Source organism: Macrococcus lamae (assembly GCF_004359545.1).
GTDB classification, from domain to species: Bacteria; Bacillota; Bacilli; order Staphylococcales; family Staphylococcaceae; genus Macrococcus; species Macrococcus lamae.
In genome coordinates this window covers 71,884-87,818 of sequence record NZ_SCWB01000002.1, presented here as the reverse complement: position 1 = coordinate 87,818, position 15,935 = coordinate 71,884, and the positions used below count along the sequence as shown (strand labels likewise).

20 protein-coding genes are annotated in these 15,935 nt (G+C 40.1%); 5 read left to right on the top strand and 15 right to left on the bottom strand.

What is annotated here, in order from left to right:
- Positions 1–9: 9 nt before the first annotated feature.
- The 3 genes from ERX29_RS02000 (at position 10) to ERX29_RS01990 (ending at position 3,207) form a co-directional block, all read left to right on the top strand.
- Positions 10–1,467 carry an NAD-dependent succinate-semialdehyde dehydrogenase gene (locus ERX29_RS02000; RefSeq protein ID WP_133443012.1) on the top strand — a complete coding sequence of 486 codons (1,458 nt, stop codon included), beginning with the start codon at positions 10–12 and terminating at the stop codon, positions 1,465–1,467.
- Between the two features lie 188 nt (positions 1,468–1,655).
- Entirely contained in the window at positions 1,656–2,039 is a 384-nt protein-coding gene (locus ERX29_RS01995; RefSeq protein ID WP_165981033.1) for a MarR family winged helix-turn-helix transcriptional regulator, read from the top strand.
- Entirely contained in the window at positions 2,023–3,207 is a 1,185-nt protein-coding gene (locus ERX29_RS01990) for an MFS transporter (protein WP_243719943.1), read from the top strand. Before ERX29_RS01995 ends, ERX29_RS01990 begins: the two co-directional genes overlap by 17 nt.
- Before the next feature lie 13 nt (positions 3,208–3,220).
- Here the strand turns inward: ERX29_RS01990 and desA are convergent, their stop codons facing one another.
- The 7 genes from desA to ERX29_RS01955 all read right to left on the bottom strand — a co-directional run bounded on the left by desA (position 3,221) and on the right by ERX29_RS01955 (position 8,415).
- Positions 3,221–4,222 carry a Delta(5) desaturase DesA gene (desA, locus tag ERX29_RS01985; RefSeq protein ID WP_133443010.1) on the bottom strand — a complete coding sequence of 334 codons (1,002 nt, stop codon included), beginning with the start codon at positions 4,220–4,222 and terminating at the stop codon, positions 3,221–3,223.
- A gap of 246 nt (positions 4,223–4,468) precedes the next feature.
- A complete protein-coding gene (gene moaA, locus ERX29_RS01980) occupies positions 4,469–5,482 on the bottom strand; it encodes a GTP 3',8-cyclase MoaA (protein WP_133443105.1) in 1,014 nt (337 codons plus the stop codon).
- Positions 5,460–6,050, bottom strand: coding sequence for a molybdenum cofactor guanylyltransferase (gene mobA / locus ERX29_RS01975; RefSeq protein ID WP_165981032.1), 591 nt, complete (start codon positions 6,048–6,050; stop codon positions 5,460–5,462). Before mobA ends, moaA begins: the two co-directional genes overlap by 23 nt.
- A complete protein-coding gene (gene moaD, locus ERX29_RS01970; RefSeq protein WP_133443008.1) occupies positions 6,047–6,280 on the bottom strand; it encodes a molybdopterin converting factor subunit 1 in 234 nt (77 codons plus the stop codon). Before moaD ends, mobA begins: the two co-directional genes overlap by 4 nt.
- A complete protein-coding gene (locus tag ERX29_RS01965) occupies positions 6,277–6,726 on the bottom strand; it encodes a molybdenum cofactor biosynthesis protein MoaE (RefSeq protein ID WP_133443104.1) in 450 nt (149 codons plus the stop codon). The genes moaD and ERX29_RS01965 overlap by 4 nt, the downstream gene beginning before the upstream one ends.
- Positions 6,713–7,180, bottom strand: a complete 468-nt coding sequence (mobB, locus tag ERX29_RS01960) for a molybdopterin-guanine dinucleotide biosynthesis protein B (RefSeq protein ID WP_133443007.1) — start codon at positions 7,178–7,180, stop codon at positions 6,713–6,715. The genes ERX29_RS01965 and mobB overlap by 14 nt, the downstream gene beginning before the upstream one ends.
- On the bottom strand, positions 7,174–8,415 hold the full coding sequence (locus ERX29_RS01955; RefSeq protein WP_133443006.1) for a molybdopterin molybdotransferase MoeA: 1,242 nt from the start codon (positions 8,413–8,415) through the stop codon (positions 7,174–7,176). The genes mobB and ERX29_RS01955 overlap by 7 nt, the downstream gene beginning before the upstream one ends.
- A 65-nt stretch (positions 8,416–8,480) precedes the next feature.
- Between ERX29_RS01955 and moaC the strand changes: the two genes are divergently transcribed.
- Positions 8,481–8,957, top strand: coding sequence for a cyclic pyranopterin monophosphate synthase MoaC (moaC, locus tag ERX29_RS01950; protein ID WP_133443005.1), 477 nt, complete (start codon positions 8,481–8,483; stop codon positions 8,955–8,957).
- Here moaC and ERX29_RS01945 read toward each other — a convergent pair whose 3' ends face one another.
- Both ERX29_RS01945 and ERX29_RS01940 read right to left on the bottom strand, forming a co-directional pair.
- Complete coding sequence (locus ERX29_RS01945) at positions 8,958–9,443, bottom strand: MogA/MoaB family molybdenum cofactor biosynthesis protein (RefSeq protein WP_133443004.1); 486 nt, start codon at positions 9,441–9,443, stop codon at positions 8,958–8,960.
- A gap of 8 nt (positions 9,444–9,451) precedes the next feature.
- The gene (locus tag ERX29_RS01940; protein WP_133443003.1) at positions 9,452–10,444 is read right to left on the bottom strand and encodes a ThiF family adenylyltransferase; all 993 of its coding nucleotides are present in this window, start codon (positions 10,442–10,444) and stop codon (positions 9,452–9,454) included.
- 143 nt (positions 10,445–10,587) lie between these two features.
- Here ERX29_RS01940 and fdhD point away from each other — a divergent pair, with 143 nt between their 5' ends.
- A complete protein-coding gene (gene fdhD / locus ERX29_RS01935) occupies positions 10,588–11,376 on the top strand; it encodes a formate dehydrogenase accessory sulfurtransferase FdhD (protein ID WP_133443002.1) in 789 nt (262 codons plus the stop codon).
- A 24-nt stretch (positions 11,377–11,400) separates the two neighbouring features.
- Here the strand turns inward: fdhD and ERX29_RS01930 are convergent, their stop codons facing one another.
- The 6 genes from ERX29_RS01930 to ERX29_RS01905 form a co-directional block, all read right to left on the bottom strand.
- The gene (locus tag ERX29_RS01930) at positions 11,401–12,150 is read right to left on the bottom strand and encodes a GNAT family N-acetyltransferase (protein ID WP_133443001.1); all 750 of its coding nucleotides are present in this window, start codon (positions 12,148–12,150) and stop codon (positions 11,401–11,403) included.
- A 1-nt stretch (position 12,151) separates the two neighbouring features.
- Positions 12,152–12,448, bottom strand: coding sequence for a hypothetical protein (locus ERX29_RS01925; protein ID WP_133443000.1), 297 nt, complete (start codon positions 12,446–12,448; stop codon positions 12,152–12,154).
- Positions 12,438–12,758 (bottom strand): hypothetical protein, encoded by a 321-nt coding sequence (locus ERX29_RS01920; RefSeq protein ID WP_133442999.1) that lies wholly within the window; start codon positions 12,756–12,758, stop codon positions 12,438–12,440. Before ERX29_RS01920 ends, ERX29_RS01925 begins: the two co-directional genes overlap by 11 nt.
- 261 nt (positions 12,759–13,019) lie before the next feature.
- A complete protein-coding gene (locus ERX29_RS01915; protein ID WP_133442998.1) occupies positions 13,020–13,592 on the bottom strand; it encodes a biotin transporter BioY in 573 nt (190 codons plus the stop codon).
- Positions 13,593–13,711: 119 nt separating this feature from the next.
- A complete protein-coding gene (locus tag ERX29_RS01910; protein WP_133442997.1) occupies positions 13,712–14,644 on the bottom strand; it encodes an iron-hydroxamate ABC transporter substrate-binding protein in 933 nt (310 codons plus the stop codon).
- 126 nt (positions 14,645–14,770) lie between these two features.
- Positions 14,771–15,919 carry a zinc-dependent alcohol dehydrogenase gene (locus ERX29_RS01905; RefSeq protein WP_133442996.1) on the bottom strand — a complete coding sequence of 383 codons (1,149 nt, stop codon included), beginning with the start codon at positions 15,917–15,919 and terminating at the stop codon, positions 14,771–14,773.
- Between the last annotated feature and the right edge of the window lie 16 nt (positions 15,920–15,935).

Genomic DNA, 15,935 nt, shown 5'->3' with positions numbered 1-15,935 from the left:
GGTCATTAAATGAGTGAAGTAATTAACAAAGTTCATACACAATTATTCATAGACGGTCAGTGGATGGATGGAGATAACCAAGAAACTAAAGAAGTCATCAATCCTGCGACTGGCGAAGTTATAGCCCATACTGCCCAGGCAGGAGAAACAGAAACAACACGTGCGATTGAAGCAGCGAGCATTGCCTTCAAAGAATGGAGTAGCTTAGAATTAAAGGACCGTGTCAGCATTTTACGAAAAGCGGCAGATTTAATTGAAGAAAACGCCGATTATATCGCTGAAGTCATGACAACCGAACAAGGCAAACCTCTTGCTGAAGCTAGACTGGAAGTCATCGATGGTGCTGAAACATTCAGATGGAATGCTGAGGAAGCGAGAAGGCTTTATGGCGATACGATTCCAGCTCCGAACGCCCATCATTACGAGATTATGTATCAGCCAATAGGTGTTGTTGCAGCTATCACTCCGTGGAACTTCCCATCAGGTATGGTGACACGTAAAATCGCACCAGCACTTGCAGCTGGTAACACTGTAGTATTGAAGCCCTCAGGTGATACGCCACTGACGGCAATTGCCATATTTGAACAGCTGGAACAAGCAGGTTTCCCTGCCGGAGCAGTTAATTTAGTGATGGGCAGCTCAGAAGTCATCGGTAAGACAATGACAGATTCAGATACGGTTAGAAAGCTGACGTTTACCGGATCAACGCCAATCGGTAAAGAGCTGTATAAACAATCTGCAGCTACACTGAAAAAACTTTCACTAGAATTAGGCGGTCACGCACCGTTCATCATTCATTCAGATGCTGATGTCAAAGCAAGTATCGAAGGATTGATAGGTGCAAAGTTCCGCAACAACGGCCAAGTGTGTATCGCGCCTAACCGAGTGTTCGTTCATGAAGAGATTAAAGAAGAATTTATGGCTCAGTTGAAGACTGCTGTCTTGAATCTTAAAGTCGGCAATGGTCTTGAAAAGGATACAAAAGTTGGTCCTCTAATCCGTGAAGATGCCATCGACAAGATTAAAAAGCAGCTTGACGATGCAATGGATAAAGGTGCTAAAGTGATCACGGGTGGTGGACGTCTGACAGATGGTGACTATGCAAAAGGTTTCTTCTTCCAGCCAACAGTCATCGATCATGTCGATCAATCCATGAATATATTCTATGAAGAAACATTCGGTCCTGTTGTTCCTATCATTTCGTTTAACGATTTGGATCAAGTGATCGAAATGGCTAATGATACAGAATTCGGCCTGGCGTCATATGCTTACGCTTCTTCTGCAAAAGCTATTTATCAGCTGTCTACTCAACTGGAATATGGTATGGTCGGTATTAATGAAGTGAAAATCTCAAACCCGGAAACACCATTCGGTGGTGTCAAACATTCTGGATTCGGTCGAGAGAACAGCCACCTCGGATTAAAAGAATATGTCGTAGAAAAATTTATTAATACACATTATATTTAATAATATTCAATGGATAGGAAACGTCGGGGCAAATGCCCAGGCGTTTTTTTATTCATAAAATTTCAGTTGAAATTAAATTCTGCAAATGATATAGTTAGTTTTGCTAACTAACTATATTGGAGGTTAATATGAAAACCCAGTTATTTTTTGAGGTCCTCCTTGACTTAAGGCGTACTTATGTCAGCGAAATGGACAAGATCGTAAATCACTACCAGTTATCTTCTGCTCAGTGGTTTATCTTTAAAACTATTGCTCAGACTGCTCCTACAACACTGGTTGAAGTTGCAAAGATCCGGGCTATTGAAAAACCGACAGCGACTAAAATTATCCACCGCTTAGTAGAACTTAACCTTATTCAAACAGCTGAAGGTAAAGATAAACGCGAGAAAATACTTTCTCTAACCCCTCACGGAAATACCATTTACGAAGATATACAGCAGCAGGTCTCAAGCACACAGCAAAAATCTCTGTCGAATATCAACGTGCCGGTTGAAGAACTGACAGAACAGCTTGTCAGCATTACTCAATATTATAAGAATAGGAGGGACGACCGTTTTGGACAAACAGATTAATGAACCATTATGGACAAAAAACTTTATATTAGTCTCTTTAACTAACTTCATCATAATGCTATCCATGTATTTACTACTGGTAACTATCGGAGGATACGCCGTCTCAGAATATCATGTATCAACAAGTCTGGCCGGTCTTGTATCAGGCATTTTCATTGTCGGCAGTTTATTTGGTCGCTTCTGGGCGGGAAAATATATCGATATTCTAGGTCAGAAGAAGATTCTTGTCATTGGAGGAATCATCTTCACTGCAACAACCGCCCTATATTTTCTGTCATCCAATCTGCCTTTATTACTCGCAGCTAGATTTTTAAACGGTATCGGCAGTGGTATCGCTTCTACGGCAACTGGGACTATCGCTGCATTTATCACACCTGTCGACCGCCGTGGCGAAGGAATCAGCTATTTCAGTATGAGTACTGTATTATCTACAGCAATAGGACCATTTCTGGGAATGTTTCTGCTGCAGTTCATTACCTATCAGCAGCTATTTATCATCTGTTTTATTATTGCAGTAGTAGCGCTGAGTTTTATTCCTTTGATTAAAATTGCACCGCATATTGAACCTGTAAAATCCAATATGCCGAAAGGATTTCATCTCGGTGACTTTATCGATAAGAATGCACTTCCTATCGGTATTGTTGTATTAATCACGTGTACCGCCTATTCCAGCGTTTTGAGTTTTATCTCCTTTTTTACTAAAGAGAACAACTTAGTCACAGCAGGAAGTTTCTTTTTCCTTGTTTATGCCATCACTGTCCTGATTTCCCGTCCAATCACTGGTCGAATGATGGATACTAAGGGAACTAACGTTGTGATGATTCCTTCATTCATAAGTTTCATCATTGGGCTTGCACTGCTCAGCATCACACATAATGCCTTGCTGTTATGGATCAGCGCGGTGTTCATCGGTTTTGGTTATGGTAACTTCCAGTCTATTGCTCAGGCGACAGCGGTCAAAGTCACGGAACCTCATAAAATCGGCCTTGCGACCTCAACATTCTTCATCTGTCTTGATTTTGCTCTTGGCTTTGGGCCTTACGTTCTCGGAGCAGTTATTCCTACGACAGGTATGCACGGCCTTTATGGTGTAATGAGTTTTGTTGTAGTGATCGGCTTAATTGCATATATATTTTTACACGGAAAAAAAGCACATCTTTATCGATAAGATGTGCTTTCTGCTATTTTGCGAATCGTCTATTGAATTCGCTGAATGTAATAAATCCTTTATTTTCTTCATCATATAATTTGTACTTTAATGATTTCAGACTTTCTCTTATACCGATTGTCGTTGCATGATGTAACGGCGGTGTTTCATTATGTGCCTGTTCAAGAAGATAATTTGGAATTCTCGGACTTAAATGATGTACATGGTGGAAACCAATGTTTCCTGTCAGCCACTGGAATAATTTTGGCAGACGGTAGTAAGAACTTCCTTCTACAGCTGCTTTAACATAATCCCACTGTGTTTCGTCCTCAAAATAAGAGTCTTCAAATGTATGCTGAATATAGAACAGCCAAATCCCTAATAATCCACCTACAAATAATACTGGAGCCATCACGCTGAAGAAACGCCCAGGTCCAAGCAGATAGATAAGCAGACCATATACTACAATAACAGCAATATTATGAATATATGTGTTATTACGTTCTTTCGCTTTTGCGCCCTTCGCATTCATACGATTAGAAATAAAGAGCAGATAAATCGGTCCAAGCACAAACATGACGAACGGGTGTCTGTAAGCACGGTAGATAAAACGCTGCATCGGCGTTGCTTCTCTATATTCTTCAATGGTCATCATCCAGATATCGCCTGTTCCTTTTTTGTCGAGATTACCACTTGTTGCATGATGGGTAATATGCTCACGACGCCACTTTTCATAAGGAAATAATGTCAGAAATCCTGAAATATTACCGAGAATTTTATTTGCTTTCTTATCTTTGAAAAAAGAACCATGACAACAGTCGTGGAAGATAATGAAACTTCTGATGAGGAAAAATGCACCGACTGTTCCACATAAGATAGACAGCCACGGTGAGATCTCGTATACAATGAATCCTGTAACAATCAGAAGAATGTATGGAACCAAAGTATTAATGATCTGCATGACACTAATTTGTAATTCTGATTTTTCAAACGGCTTGACTGACTTTCTTAACTGTAATTTCTTATCTCTATCCATTGGTCACCTCTAAAAATTAATATATGAAACCGTTAAACTACCATGAATTGATAATTATTATTTGTTAATAGTATCTAGTCATAATTTCATTATACCCGATTTTCTCAATAATAACAGTGGCGTTTAATAGTATATTTAACAGTATTTTTATTAATATTATCAGTATATAATAATTTTATATGGTCAATGTATGAAATAAACATATTCTTTTATTTTTCTGTATATTAAGATAATAAAAAAGAGGCATCAGCCTCCGATATAATTCATATTTATTTTTTTCCGTTGTCTATTATTCACTGTTTCAGCCGTTCTTTCATCTGAATAACGGTCGTCTCTCTCTTGCCAGATTTTAATAATCTGCGATTTCAGTTCTTCATCAGTAACACCTTGACGAACAAACGATTTCAAATCAAAACCACTGCCCGCAAATAAACAGCCGTAAATTTTACCGTCAGAACTTAATCTGACCCTCGTGCAGCTGGAGCAGAATGATTCTGATACACTAGTGATAAAGCCAATTTTTGTGCCGTTATCATGTTCGTAGTACTTAGCTACTTCACCAAAATATTTTGGCAATACTGGTTTAATTATGTAATGCTGCTCTATCAATTGAATCATTTCTGACTTTGTGACTACTTGATCAAAGTTCCAGCCATTGTCATTACCCACATCCATAAATTCAATAAATCTTAGCGTTATCTGCTGTTCTTTGAAATATTCTGTCATTGCCAGCAGTTGATGATCATTCATGCCTTTTTGGACGACCATATTGACTTTAATTTGAAAACCCAGACGTTTCGCGTAGTCAATCTGCTCAATAATAGCATCTGCTTTTACGCCGCGGCCATTCACTTCTTCAAATACATGATCCAGCGCGTCAAGGCTGATATTCAATCGTCTCAGCCCGGCATTGTATAATGCCTGTCCATGTTTTTTCAGCAGCAATCCATTCGTAGTCATCCCGATGTCTTCAATCCCCGGAATATCATTTAACGCTTTGATCAATTGCGGCAAGTCACGTCTTAACAGCGGTTCCCCGCCCGTAATTCTGATTTTCTTTACACCAAGCTGCGCATATTGGTCAGCAATTCTAATCAGTTCCTCAAATGTCAGCAATTCATCCTTCGCTAAAAACAGAAAATCATCTCCGAAAATTTCTTTCGGCATACAATAAGCGCATCTGAAGTTACAACGGTCAGTGACAGAAATCCGAAGATCCCGGATTGGCCGCCCTAGTTTATCTGTTATTTGTGCGGTCATCAAGTTCGCCTGCTTTCTTTGCAGCCAGATCTCCCGGCGTATTAATGTTCGCATACCAGTTACCCGGTACTTGAGTCACATTGACATACTTAGTGTCTTCAGTAAATAAGTTTCGTATGGCAAGCCTCTTCTCATCAAGCAGCCGATGTATCGTCGGTTTTAAATCATTCGGATATATTCCAATTGTCCCGTGGATCTGTATATTGTCCTTATATACCGTCAGATTCCCCTTATATTCTCCTGCTAGAACATTGATTGCGGCTGTAGTGATATAGGGGGTGTCCACTGAGATAACCATATAGGCATCAGCAGGACACGTTTCCATCACAGCATATATACCTGCTAATGGACCATGATTTATATAACAGTCATGATCAATAATGACAGGATATCCTTCAAAATGGTCAGCAATTGTTGTATTAGAACTGATGACGATGCGGCTGAATTGTTCACTCGCTTCCATCACTCGTGCTATTCGTCGATAAAACGGCTGTCCGTCAAGTTTGTGGAAGGCTTTCTGACTACCGAACCTTCGTGATTCTCCTCCAGCTAATATAATACCTATCAACCACCACTCACCGGTGGAATCAATGCCACAACATCCTGATTGGTAATAGTCTCTGAATCATTGACGACTTCTTCATTCACTGCAATCTGAAACTTCTCTCCTTGCAGAAAAGGATACGTTTCATTTAAATGCTTTCTGAATTCATCTACTGTCAGTTCATTGCCAAAAGAAAAGTTGTCCTGATCACGGTTGACCAGTTCTTTAATGTGTGCAAAATAGAGTACTTTCATGAATGGTCCTCCTTATATGATGAATGGCCGCCTTTTTGTCCACCTATCCATTGTTCGCCGTCTTTCCATATTTCCTTCTTCCAAATAGGGACAATTTCCTTAATACGTTCGATGGCGTATTCATTTGCTGCATAACTGTCTTTCCGGTGTGGTGAAGAGACAGCAATAACGACTGCTATATCTGAAATCTGTAAAATACCTAATCTATGAGCAATTGCTGTTACAGTACCAGGCCACTTCTCACTGATTTCTTCACCTATCTGTTCCAGTTTCTTCTCAGCCATAGGAATATATCCTTCATACTCAAGATACTCTGTCTTTACCCCTTTTGTCCATTCACGAACGATACCCGTAAAGACACATACTGCTCCCTGGTTTGGATTAACGGTATATTTCCTATAAGTTTCCGGTTCAAGCGGAGTTGTTACTACTTCAAATGGTTTCATCATTAATCAGTCCCTGTATGATTTCTGTATAATTTATATGAGTAAGGTCAGCAGTATGTATTATTTTGATGATATGCTTTAAACCTGACAATTCTTTATCGCTTTCATTTCGTAGGAGAACAATTTTTGGATAATCTGCCCGTTTGTATCCTTCCACTAAGATGAGGTCAGGATCGGTCGATACTTCTTTAATCAGATCATCTAGTGTCTGTTCACGGGATGTCATCAGCTTATGAATATACTGATAGCCTTGAATAATACTTTCATCAGCTCCGCCTGCCATATAAGTCAAATGATCTCTTTCGAGTGGAATATCAATTTCATTGCCTGAATTGTCCCCATGATGTTTTATCACTGCTATTTGTAATCCAAGCTGTTTTGCTGCGCCTATCAACTGGTTGATCACAGTCGTTTTCCCGCTTTTTTTATAGCCGACGACCTGAAGGATTACCATGTCGTGACGTCCGTCAGTCTAGTGATAATGACTTTTACTCGATCGCCTGATTTAAATCCTCGCGTTCCACCTGGCAGCATTATCATACTATTGCTCCTGGCAATCGCAATCACAGCATTGCTTTTATTGAATCCGGCTGGTCTGACAGTCCGATTGATGAGGTCAAGTTCTGCACGTATAAAGCGAGTAAATGGATTAGCTTTCAGAAAATCTTCTGTCAGTTTTACTTCAATAATCGGTGCATAACATTGAGAGGCACCAATCATTTTCTTAATAACCGGTTTAGCAAACAACTCAAACCCCGTATAACATGCTGATGGATTCCCCGAGAGCCCAAAGAGCAGCTGACTGCCCAGTGCTGCGACAGTCGTGACACTGCCGGGACGCATCGCCACTTTATTGAACAAGATATCGGCTTTCAATGCATTATATATTTTAGGCATATAATCGTAGTCGCCTACTGATACACCGCCTGTCGTAATAATGATGTCATGACTTTGGAGCGCTTCTCTCATAATAGCAAGCAGATGTTCATAGTCATCTGCTGTGACTTGATAAATCGTCGGTTTAATACCAAGATCAGCAAGCTGCCCTGCAATCATCGGACCGTTAGAGTTACGGATTTTCCCGGGTAGTAACGGTTCATCAATTGAAGTCAACTCTGTACCTGTAGAAATTAGTGCGACGTCAGGTTTCTTTCTGACATTAACCATACTATATGAAAATGTAGCGAGTACTGCCTGTACACCTGGTGTAATCAACGTGCCAGCTGACAGAACCAACTCGCCCTGCCTGCACTCTTCTCCTTGAACTGAGATATTTTCGCCTGGTGAGAAAGATTTTCTAAGAGTGAAGCCTTCCGCTGTTTCAACTGTCTGTTCGAGCATAACGACAGCATCTGCGCCTTGCGGGATGGGAGCACCGGTCATGATTCGCACCGCTTCATTCTGCTGCAGCGCTTCGCGACTCACTGCTCCTGCTCCGATATGGTCAATCATACGGAAACTGATCCGGTTGTCTCCACTGGCTCCTGCTGTATCTGCACTTCTCACTGCATAGCCATCATAAGGTGATTTATTGAACATTGGAATATCATAAGTTGCAATTGTATCTTCTGCTGTATAGAAGTTAAGGCTATCTGCAAGTGGTACTGTAATGATAGGTGCAGATTGTGTGTGTGCCATACAGCGGGCGATTGCTTCATCGACAGGTAAAGGGGTTCTTTTATCAAGCATCGTCATCCTTCTTTCTCATTTAGCGTAGGTCCTTTATACTGATTATAAAGGAAAGGGTGAAGTGAATGAATCATTTGACACATTTTAACGATGAAGGTCATGCACGGATGGTAGATGTTTCCGATAAAAATGTAACTGCTCGCACTGCTGTGGCTGCAAGTTCTATCGAAGTCAACGACGTGATATATGACCAGATCGTCAATCAGTCCAATCGTAAAGGAGACGTCCTTGCTGTAGCACAAGTAGCAGGTATTATGGCCGCAAAGGATACGTCTCGTATTATACCGATGTGCCACCCGCTGGCACTGAGCGGCATCGATATCAGTTTCCGTTGGGAGAAGAGTGAAAAATACGTGCTGCATATTGAATGCACTGTTAAGACTAAAGGACTAACTGGAGTTGAAATGGAAGCTCTGACCGGTGCTTCTGTCACTGCCCTGACAGTTTATGATATGACGAAAGCAGTCGATAAAGGAATGATTATCGGTCCGACTTATCTTGTCCATAAATCGGGTGGCAAAAACGGCGATTTTAACCGTTGATTATTTATTAAGCTCATTCACAATGTGGAAGATTTCCTGAGTGATGAGCTTTTTCATTGCAAGATTAACTGCACCGACTGATCCTGGAATACAAAATAAGACTTTGTTATCTATAGTTCCGCAAAAAGCACGTGATAACATCGATTTTGTTCCGACGTCTTCTGTAAAACTCAAATATCTGAACAGTTCACCGAATCCATCCAGCTCTTTATCGACCAGTGGTCTGACTGCTTCAATAGTCACATCACGCTGAGCGACGCCAGTACCTCCGGTCGTGATGACTGCATCCACGTCAGGAAACATCTGTGTGACTGCTTGCTGAATAATCGTGACGTCATCAATGACGATGTCATAATGTTTGATGATAATATTGTTATTTTTAAGATGGTCAATCACTGCCTGACCACCTTTATCAGTTTCTTTAGTTCGTGTGTCACTAATAGTCAGAACGCCAGCTGAAACAGCTCTGTCTGTACGATGATGCATCGTTTCACCTACCCGAATAATTGATGATATACTACTTTAGCCTCGTTGATGGACTTGACATCATGAATGAGCAGACGCCCGCCCGGAAACCACATGAAACGCTTAGAGTTAAATGAGAAACGGATAAAATAAGATGTCTTCTGAAATTCGATGTGCCGGTTATTCAAAAACTGTTCAAGTTCCAGCTGCTTCTCAGTTACCTTTCGAAACTGCACAGTATCCCGGCCGCAGAGCATTGTTTCGTGTTGATGGTCAGAAAGATAAGGGAAAATCGGAAGACTGCACGTCGGACAGTCTGACTTTTTTGTCCGGCTAAACTTAAGAGCTGTCTGTTCATAGTTCCAAACCTCTCCGAATATTAGTTTTGACTCGAACAATTCTTCTGTCAGCAGTTTCAAGGCATACATCGACTGAAAGCTCGCCGCCATGCTTACGGCGGGTTCAATGATGCCAACTGTATCGCAAGTGCGATTCATGACCGGCAGACTTCCTAACGCACAGTTGAAACACGGTGTTGTACCTGGAATAAAAGCACATGCTGCATAAGTCGCTTCAACACACGCTCCGTAAATCCATGGAATTCCGGTTTTATAGCTGAAATCATTAATGACTTGACGCGTATCAAAGTTATCTGTACCATCGATGAGCACGTCACATGTCATGAAATAATCATGCAGGACTGCTGAATCGCAGTGATCGATATAAGTCTCTATCGTGACATCAGATCTAATCTGCTCAAGCTGCCGCTTTGCTGCCACCACTTTCGGCAGTGATAGCAGCGCGTCCTCCTCAGTAAACAACGTCTGCCGCTGCAAGTTGGATAACTCCACATAATCACGGTCAATAATAACCAGTTGTCTGACTCCCGCTCTTACAAGCGTACTTGCAGTATGAGTCCCTAGTGCTCCCATACCGACGATTCCTACTTTTTTCGACTCAATTAGCGACTGACCCATCTGTCCGATTTTATTGAATTTTTCCTGTCTGTCATAACGATTCATTGGTCTTCCTCAATTTCCTGTAATTAATGCTGTCAAAGCTGATCAAACTCTTGTCTGTCATAGTCCATTCTACTCTTTCTATAAAACCTTTCAATATATATGATAATGGTACTGAGGTATACTAAGGCAAAGGGGGGGCCCGTATGAAAGAAGAAATTGCTGGACAGCAGTCCATCATTAAATATCATCATAATAAATTCCATTCGTATCATGATGTAATCGCTACAGAATTTCCGTTGACACTATATGTTAACCGTCAGGAATTTGCAACAATTGTGTGCAGCCCGACAAACCTTGAAGAACTTGTCCTCGGCTTTCTTGCATCAGAAGGTGTCATCCGTCGGCATGCTGATATTCAGACTATTCAGCTTGATGACAGCAAGGGGTTCTGTCATATAACCTTGACGAAAGAAATCAATCATGACAATAGTCATTATTCCAAACGCATGATCAGTTCATGCTGTGGTAAAAGCCGTGAATTTTACTTTGTCAGTGATGCCGCTGCTGCCAAAGTCTCTATGACTGACAAAACGGTTAGAGCAGGAGATATCATCCGTATGATGGAACAGCTGCAGGATAAAAGTACGAATTTTAAACAGACAGGCGGTCTACATAACGCAGCAATCAGTGATGGTAATGATTTTTATATTCATCGGTCTGATATCGGTAGACATAACGCACTTGATAAATTGTATGGATATTGTATAAAAGAGCATATCTCGATTCGTGACAAAGTATTAATTTTCTCAGGACGCATTTCCTCGGAAATATTGATTAAAGCTTCAAAAATAGGAGTCGGAATCATTCTGTCAAAATCCGCTCCGACCGATCTTGCTATTAAGCTTGCTCACGATTTAAATATCACAGCAGTCGGCTTTATCAGAAATGAGTCATTCAATATATACAGTCATCCTGATAGAATCATCAAATAAACCCTTACTAAATTAGCAAGGGTTTCATTCCACTTTTAAAAATTCATAGCGTTCACTGACTTTCTCGTAGCCTTGTTTCTGATACATTTCACGTGCTGTGTCATTACCATCTGTCACCAATATAACAGGACGTTCTCCTGCTCGTTTCCAGACAAACTGCTGCAGCATGCTTCCAATGCCTCGACTCCGGAAAACCTTTCTTACATAAAAATCATCAAGTTCTACAGTACGTTCATTAAGAATCGCTTCAAGCTTCCCTGCCGGTTCACCGTCCATATAAGCAATCAGCTGAATCACAGTCGGGTCAATTAAGTCCCGAGTATGAGTCGTGCGTTTTAATTCTACAAATTCTTCCCCATACTCTATTTCACTTTCACGGCATACGACTAGAAAATCGTTAAACGCTTTTCCCCGCTCTAATACTTCAATGATTTCAACGCTAGAATTATCCTGCGCCTTCAATTGACTCGTATCAGCCCTATAGAGTTCCATCTTCTCTAACGAAAAGCCATATTCTTTTCCAAAGCTGATCAGTTCATCAGAAGGTTTTACATTTTCAGGAAATATAAACAGAAGATGTTTCTGTCCTCTCTGCAGATGGAACAACTTCTGCATTTCAATATCTGCTTTAAACTGTTCGAGAGTTGGCACTTCCTTGTAAGCATAATAATTAGCATAATATTTGATGAGCTGTGACGATGTATGATAATGAATCAATCTTTCATTTTCTGCATGTCGTTCTGCATCGAGCTTTGTATCGTTAAACGTCAGCATGTTACCCTCCTGTAAGTTCCAAAGTTCCGGATAATTTCAGTTCTCTTCCTGAAGTCACGCGATATTCAATAATGTTTCCAGTTTGATGATAATCAAGTGCGATATCTTCCCCTACAAGAACAGGCTTTTTAAATGTACTGTGATTGCTTTTCAGCAGAGGCAGTTCAAGGCTTTGAATAATATAATGAACAAGAAGATTCCCTGGAATAACAGTAGCATCACTCTGATGAATACTGTTATCATCTTGCAAAAGCTTAGTAAAAGCAAGTACCTGTTCTTTAGTGATTTCAATTTTCATCAAGTACCTCCTGCACAAACGTAGATTGAATCCTCGCTCTAACAATCGGTCCGTCATAATAAATCATTTCATATGTATATTGAAGAAATTGTTTTATTTTACGGCTGTCTTTCAAAGTTATTTTAACATTGTATTCTTTATCTGGCTTTACTTTATTGTCTGATACAAGTTGTTTTGTATGGTATATGACACCTTTAAACGTCCTTGATATATCACTTAGAAACCATGCTTTCGGCAGCAAAGTATCAGGCACTGCATTTTCATGAAGCAAAAACTTTGAGATTTCTTCTGATGTAAAGCAGATCTTCACCATTTCCACTCTTAGCCCACGCTTTCAAATAATGTTGAAATACCTGTTCTTCATTTAAAACAGCACGTTCATTTGCACATCTTATTACATCTCTTACCATTGTAAGTATATAAAAAAATTGTATTAATAATCTACTTTAACGGGAAATTATGTTAATCAATATGCTTTATTCAACAACTGGTCATTCTAATATAATTTTAAAAAACAAAAAGGACATGTTCCACGAAGGACACATCCTTATAATATGATTCCATTATCTACTCAGCGACTGCCATAAGTCATACCTGGTTCAATATAGCGTCTGACAGAAGGAACAGCACGCAGCTTTACAGCAACAAACGCTGCTACAAGAGATTTTAAAAGGTCTCCCGGAATAAAGACTAACACAGATTTATAAGCAGTCATTAATGGCATACCAAGATTAAATGCCATGAAAGTGCCGCCGATTAAATTACATAAAAATGCACCGATTAACCCATTCACTAAAAAGACTTGCCATACATTCATATGCTGGAAACGTTTCTCTGTTAGCCAGCCGATTAAGTAAGCGATTAATGGAAATGAAAATAAATAACCGCCGCTTGGACCGAAAAAGAGTGCTAGTCCACCACGTCCTCCCGATAATACTGGAAGTCCGCACGCAGCTAAAACAGTAAATAACAAGACGCTTAACCCACCGAGTTTTCTCCCTAACAGACAGCCCGCTAATATAATCCCCAAGTTCTGAAATGTAAATGGTACACCGATTGCAGGAACTGGAATCGCCGGTAACATACCAAGCACTGCAATAACAGCAGCAAACATTGCCACAATCACCATATCTTTTGTTTTCACTAAAAATACCCCTTTCTTCGACTAATATGATTATAGCAATATTGTTAACCTAAATAAATAAAAAGTTTACATTACAAAAAGCACCTATCTTTTTTAAGATAAGTGCTCTCAGCTGCTCACTATTTTTCTATTTTCATCAATTCTTTTTTCAGCACTTCTCGCTGGTGTTCAAGTGAAATCGGATCATTGAACCAGAAATCTTCTGAATCATATTGAATGACCCGGTCATTTTTTACAGCGTCTAAGTTCTTCCATACATTTGATTCAACAATACTGTTAGAAATTTTACCAGTATCACTTGAAATCAATAATATATCACCTGAATACTTACCAATCTGCTCCGCTGAAATTTCTTTCCAGCCTGTCGGTTTAACATCTTTTGTTACTGCTTCCGGCATTTTCAGACCAAATGCCTGATAGATAATCTCAGAACCACGTCCCCAGTTATCACCGTAAACATATATCTTTTTCTGGAAAACCTGATAGATTGATACGGTTTTATCTGCACCAATCTTCTCTTTAATTTCTTTTCCGTCTTCAGCAGTTTTTTCTTTCCACTGATCAACAAATGCTTTTGCTTCTTTTTCCTTACCTACAATCTGACCCAGTTCTTCATGAATATCCAGATAACCGTGTTTTGCATAACTTATCGGAATCGTAGGCGCAATTTTTGCGTATTTCGAATTGTTCTTATCTGTATCAAAAGAAATAATCAGATCAGGCTTTAATTCAACAATTTTTTCTACATCGCCAGCTCCAAGCTGTGTCACACCTTTTAACTTCGGCTTTAAAATATCAGATTGGAAAGCATACGCGTCAACACCGACTGGTTTTACACCTAACTCAAGAAGATTGCCTGTATAGCTTGCACTCATCAATACTACACGTTTTGGATTCTCAGGAATTTTGATTGTTTTCCCATTATCCAATTTATAATTAACTTTACTTGATTCACTACTTTTAGTATCTTCTGCTTTCTTCTCAGAAGATGTATTTCCACAAGCAGCCAGCATCAGTAAGCAGGCAATCAATAGTACGAACCATTTTTTCATTGTTCTCCTCCTAATTGAGATTCATTCTCATTTATAATACCTTCTCATCATACTAGGAAAAAAACGCCTTCGCAACTATTTTTTGAATTTCTAAAAAACCGGCTCAATGAGCCGGTTCAGTCGTTATTATGGTTTCAATACTACTTTGATGTTATTATCTTTCTTCTTATCAAAGATCTCATATGCTTCTGGAGCATCGTCAAGTGACATCGTATGTGTAATGATGTCTGTCGGATCGAACACGCCGTCTCGAATCATTTCATATAACTTAGGCATTAGATGGATGACAGGTGCCTGACCTGTCTTCACTTGAACGTTACGGTTGAAGATCAATGGTAACGGAAAGTTAGCTGCCGGCGTCGCATAAACACCTGTCAGCTGGATCGTACCAAATTTACGTACAGCTTCTGCTGCTGTTTCTATCGGACTGATTGTTCCACGTTGTGGCGTCACTAAGTTTGTCGCACGTTCTGTGATTGTCACTTGACCGTCCATACCGACACAGTCAATGACGACATCTGCGCCGCCTTTAGTTTCCTCACGAAGCAGCTTGCCGATTTCTTTTTCTTTATCGAAATTCACTACTTCAACTGGATTCGTTCTAATTGCATGTTCAAGTCGGTGTTCTACATTATCGACACCGATAACACGTTCTGCACCTTTTAACTTAGCGAACTTCTGAGCCATCAGACCGATTGGACCACAGCCGAGAATAATAACTGTATCCCCGGGTTTGACGCCTGCATTTTCAACACTCCAGTAGGCAGTCGGGACAACATCTGAAAGAAATAAGACCTGTTCATCTTTCATATCACTGTCCGGTACTACAAATGATGAAAAATCAGCGAATGGTACTTTTAAATATTCTGCTTGGCCACCCCAGTGGTTACCATGCATTTTACCGAAACCGAATAGTCCGCCATTATCCATCTTCCAATTTGCCTGTTCTTCGTTTGAATTATCACATTGAGATTCCATTTCATTCACGCAGTAGAAGCATTCACCACAGCCGATGTTAAAAGGAATGACGACACGGTCACCTTTTTTTAGTTTCGTTACTTCACTGCCAACTTCTTCTACAATTCCCATCGGTTCATGTCCGATAACGAATCCTGGATCCATCATCAGGTCGCCTTGATGATATAAATGCAAGTCAGAACCGCAAATACCTGTTGCTGTAATTTTAATAATCGCATCTGTCGGCGCTTCAATAATCGGGTCTTTTACTTGTTTCACTTCCATTTTCTTTTTACCTTGGAAAGTTACTGCTCTCATTCTAAACACCCCTTTT

Excerpts from the sequence above, each read along its gene's own strand:
- ERX29_RS02000 (WP_133443012.1), top strand. The coding sequence starts at position 10 with ATGAGTGAAGTAATTAACAAAGTTCATACACAATTATTCATAGACGGT.
- ERX29_RS01995 (WP_165981033.1), top strand. The coding sequence starts at position 1,656 with ATGGACAAGATCGTAAATCACTACCAGTTATCTTCTGCTCAGTGGTTT.
- desA (WP_133443010.1), bottom strand. The coding sequence starts at position 4,222 with ATGGATAGAGATAAGAAATTACAGTTAAGAAAGTCAGTCAAGCCGTTT.
- moaA (WP_133443105.1), bottom strand. The coding sequence starts at position 5,482 with ATGACCGCACAAATAACAGATAAACTAGGGCGGCCAATCCGGGATCTT.
- moaD (WP_133443008.1), bottom strand. The coding sequence starts at position 6,280 with ATGAAAGTACTCTATTTTGCACACATTAAAGAACTGGTCAACCGTGAT.
- ERX29_RS01965 (WP_133443104.1), bottom strand. The coding sequence starts at position 6,726 with ATGAAACCATTTGAAGTAGTAACAACTCCGCTTGAACCGGAAACTTAT.
- mobB (WP_133443007.1), bottom strand. The coding sequence starts at position 7,180 with ATGGTAATCCTTCAGGTCGTCGGCTATAAAAAAAGCGGGAAAACGACT.
- ERX29_RS01955 (WP_133443006.1), bottom strand. The coding sequence starts at position 8,415 with ATGCTTGATAAAAGAACCCCTTTACCTGTCGATGAAGCAATCGCCCGC.
- moaC (WP_133443005.1), top strand. The coding sequence starts at position 8,481 with ATGAATCATTTGACACATTTTAACGATGAAGGTCATGCACGGATGGTA.
- ERX29_RS01945 (WP_133443004.1), bottom strand. The coding sequence starts at position 9,443 with ATGCATCATCGTACAGACAGAGCTGTTTCAGCTGGCGTTCTGACTATT.
- ERX29_RS01940 (WP_133443003.1), bottom strand. The coding sequence starts at position 10,444 with ATGAATCGTTATGACAGACAGGAAAAATTCAATAAAATCGGACAGATG.
- fdhD (WP_133443002.1), top strand. The coding sequence starts at position 10,588 with ATGAAAGAAGAAATTGCTGGACAGCAGTCCATCATTAAATATCATCAT.
- ERX29_RS01930 (WP_133443001.1), bottom strand. The coding sequence starts at position 12,150 with ATGCTGACGTTTAACGATACAAAGCTCGATGCAGAACGACATGCAGAA.
- ERX29_RS01925 (WP_133443000.1), bottom strand. The coding sequence starts at position 12,448 with ATGAAAATTGAAATCACTAAAGAACAGGTACTTGCTTTTACTAAGCTT.
- ERX29_RS01910 (WP_133442997.1), bottom strand. The coding sequence starts at position 14,644 with ATGAAAAAATGGTTCGTACTATTGATTGCCTGCTTACTGATGCTGGCT.
- ERX29_RS01905 (WP_133442996.1), bottom strand. The coding sequence starts at position 15,919 with ATGAGAGCAGTAACTTTCCAAGGTAAAAAGAAAATGGAAGTGAAACAA.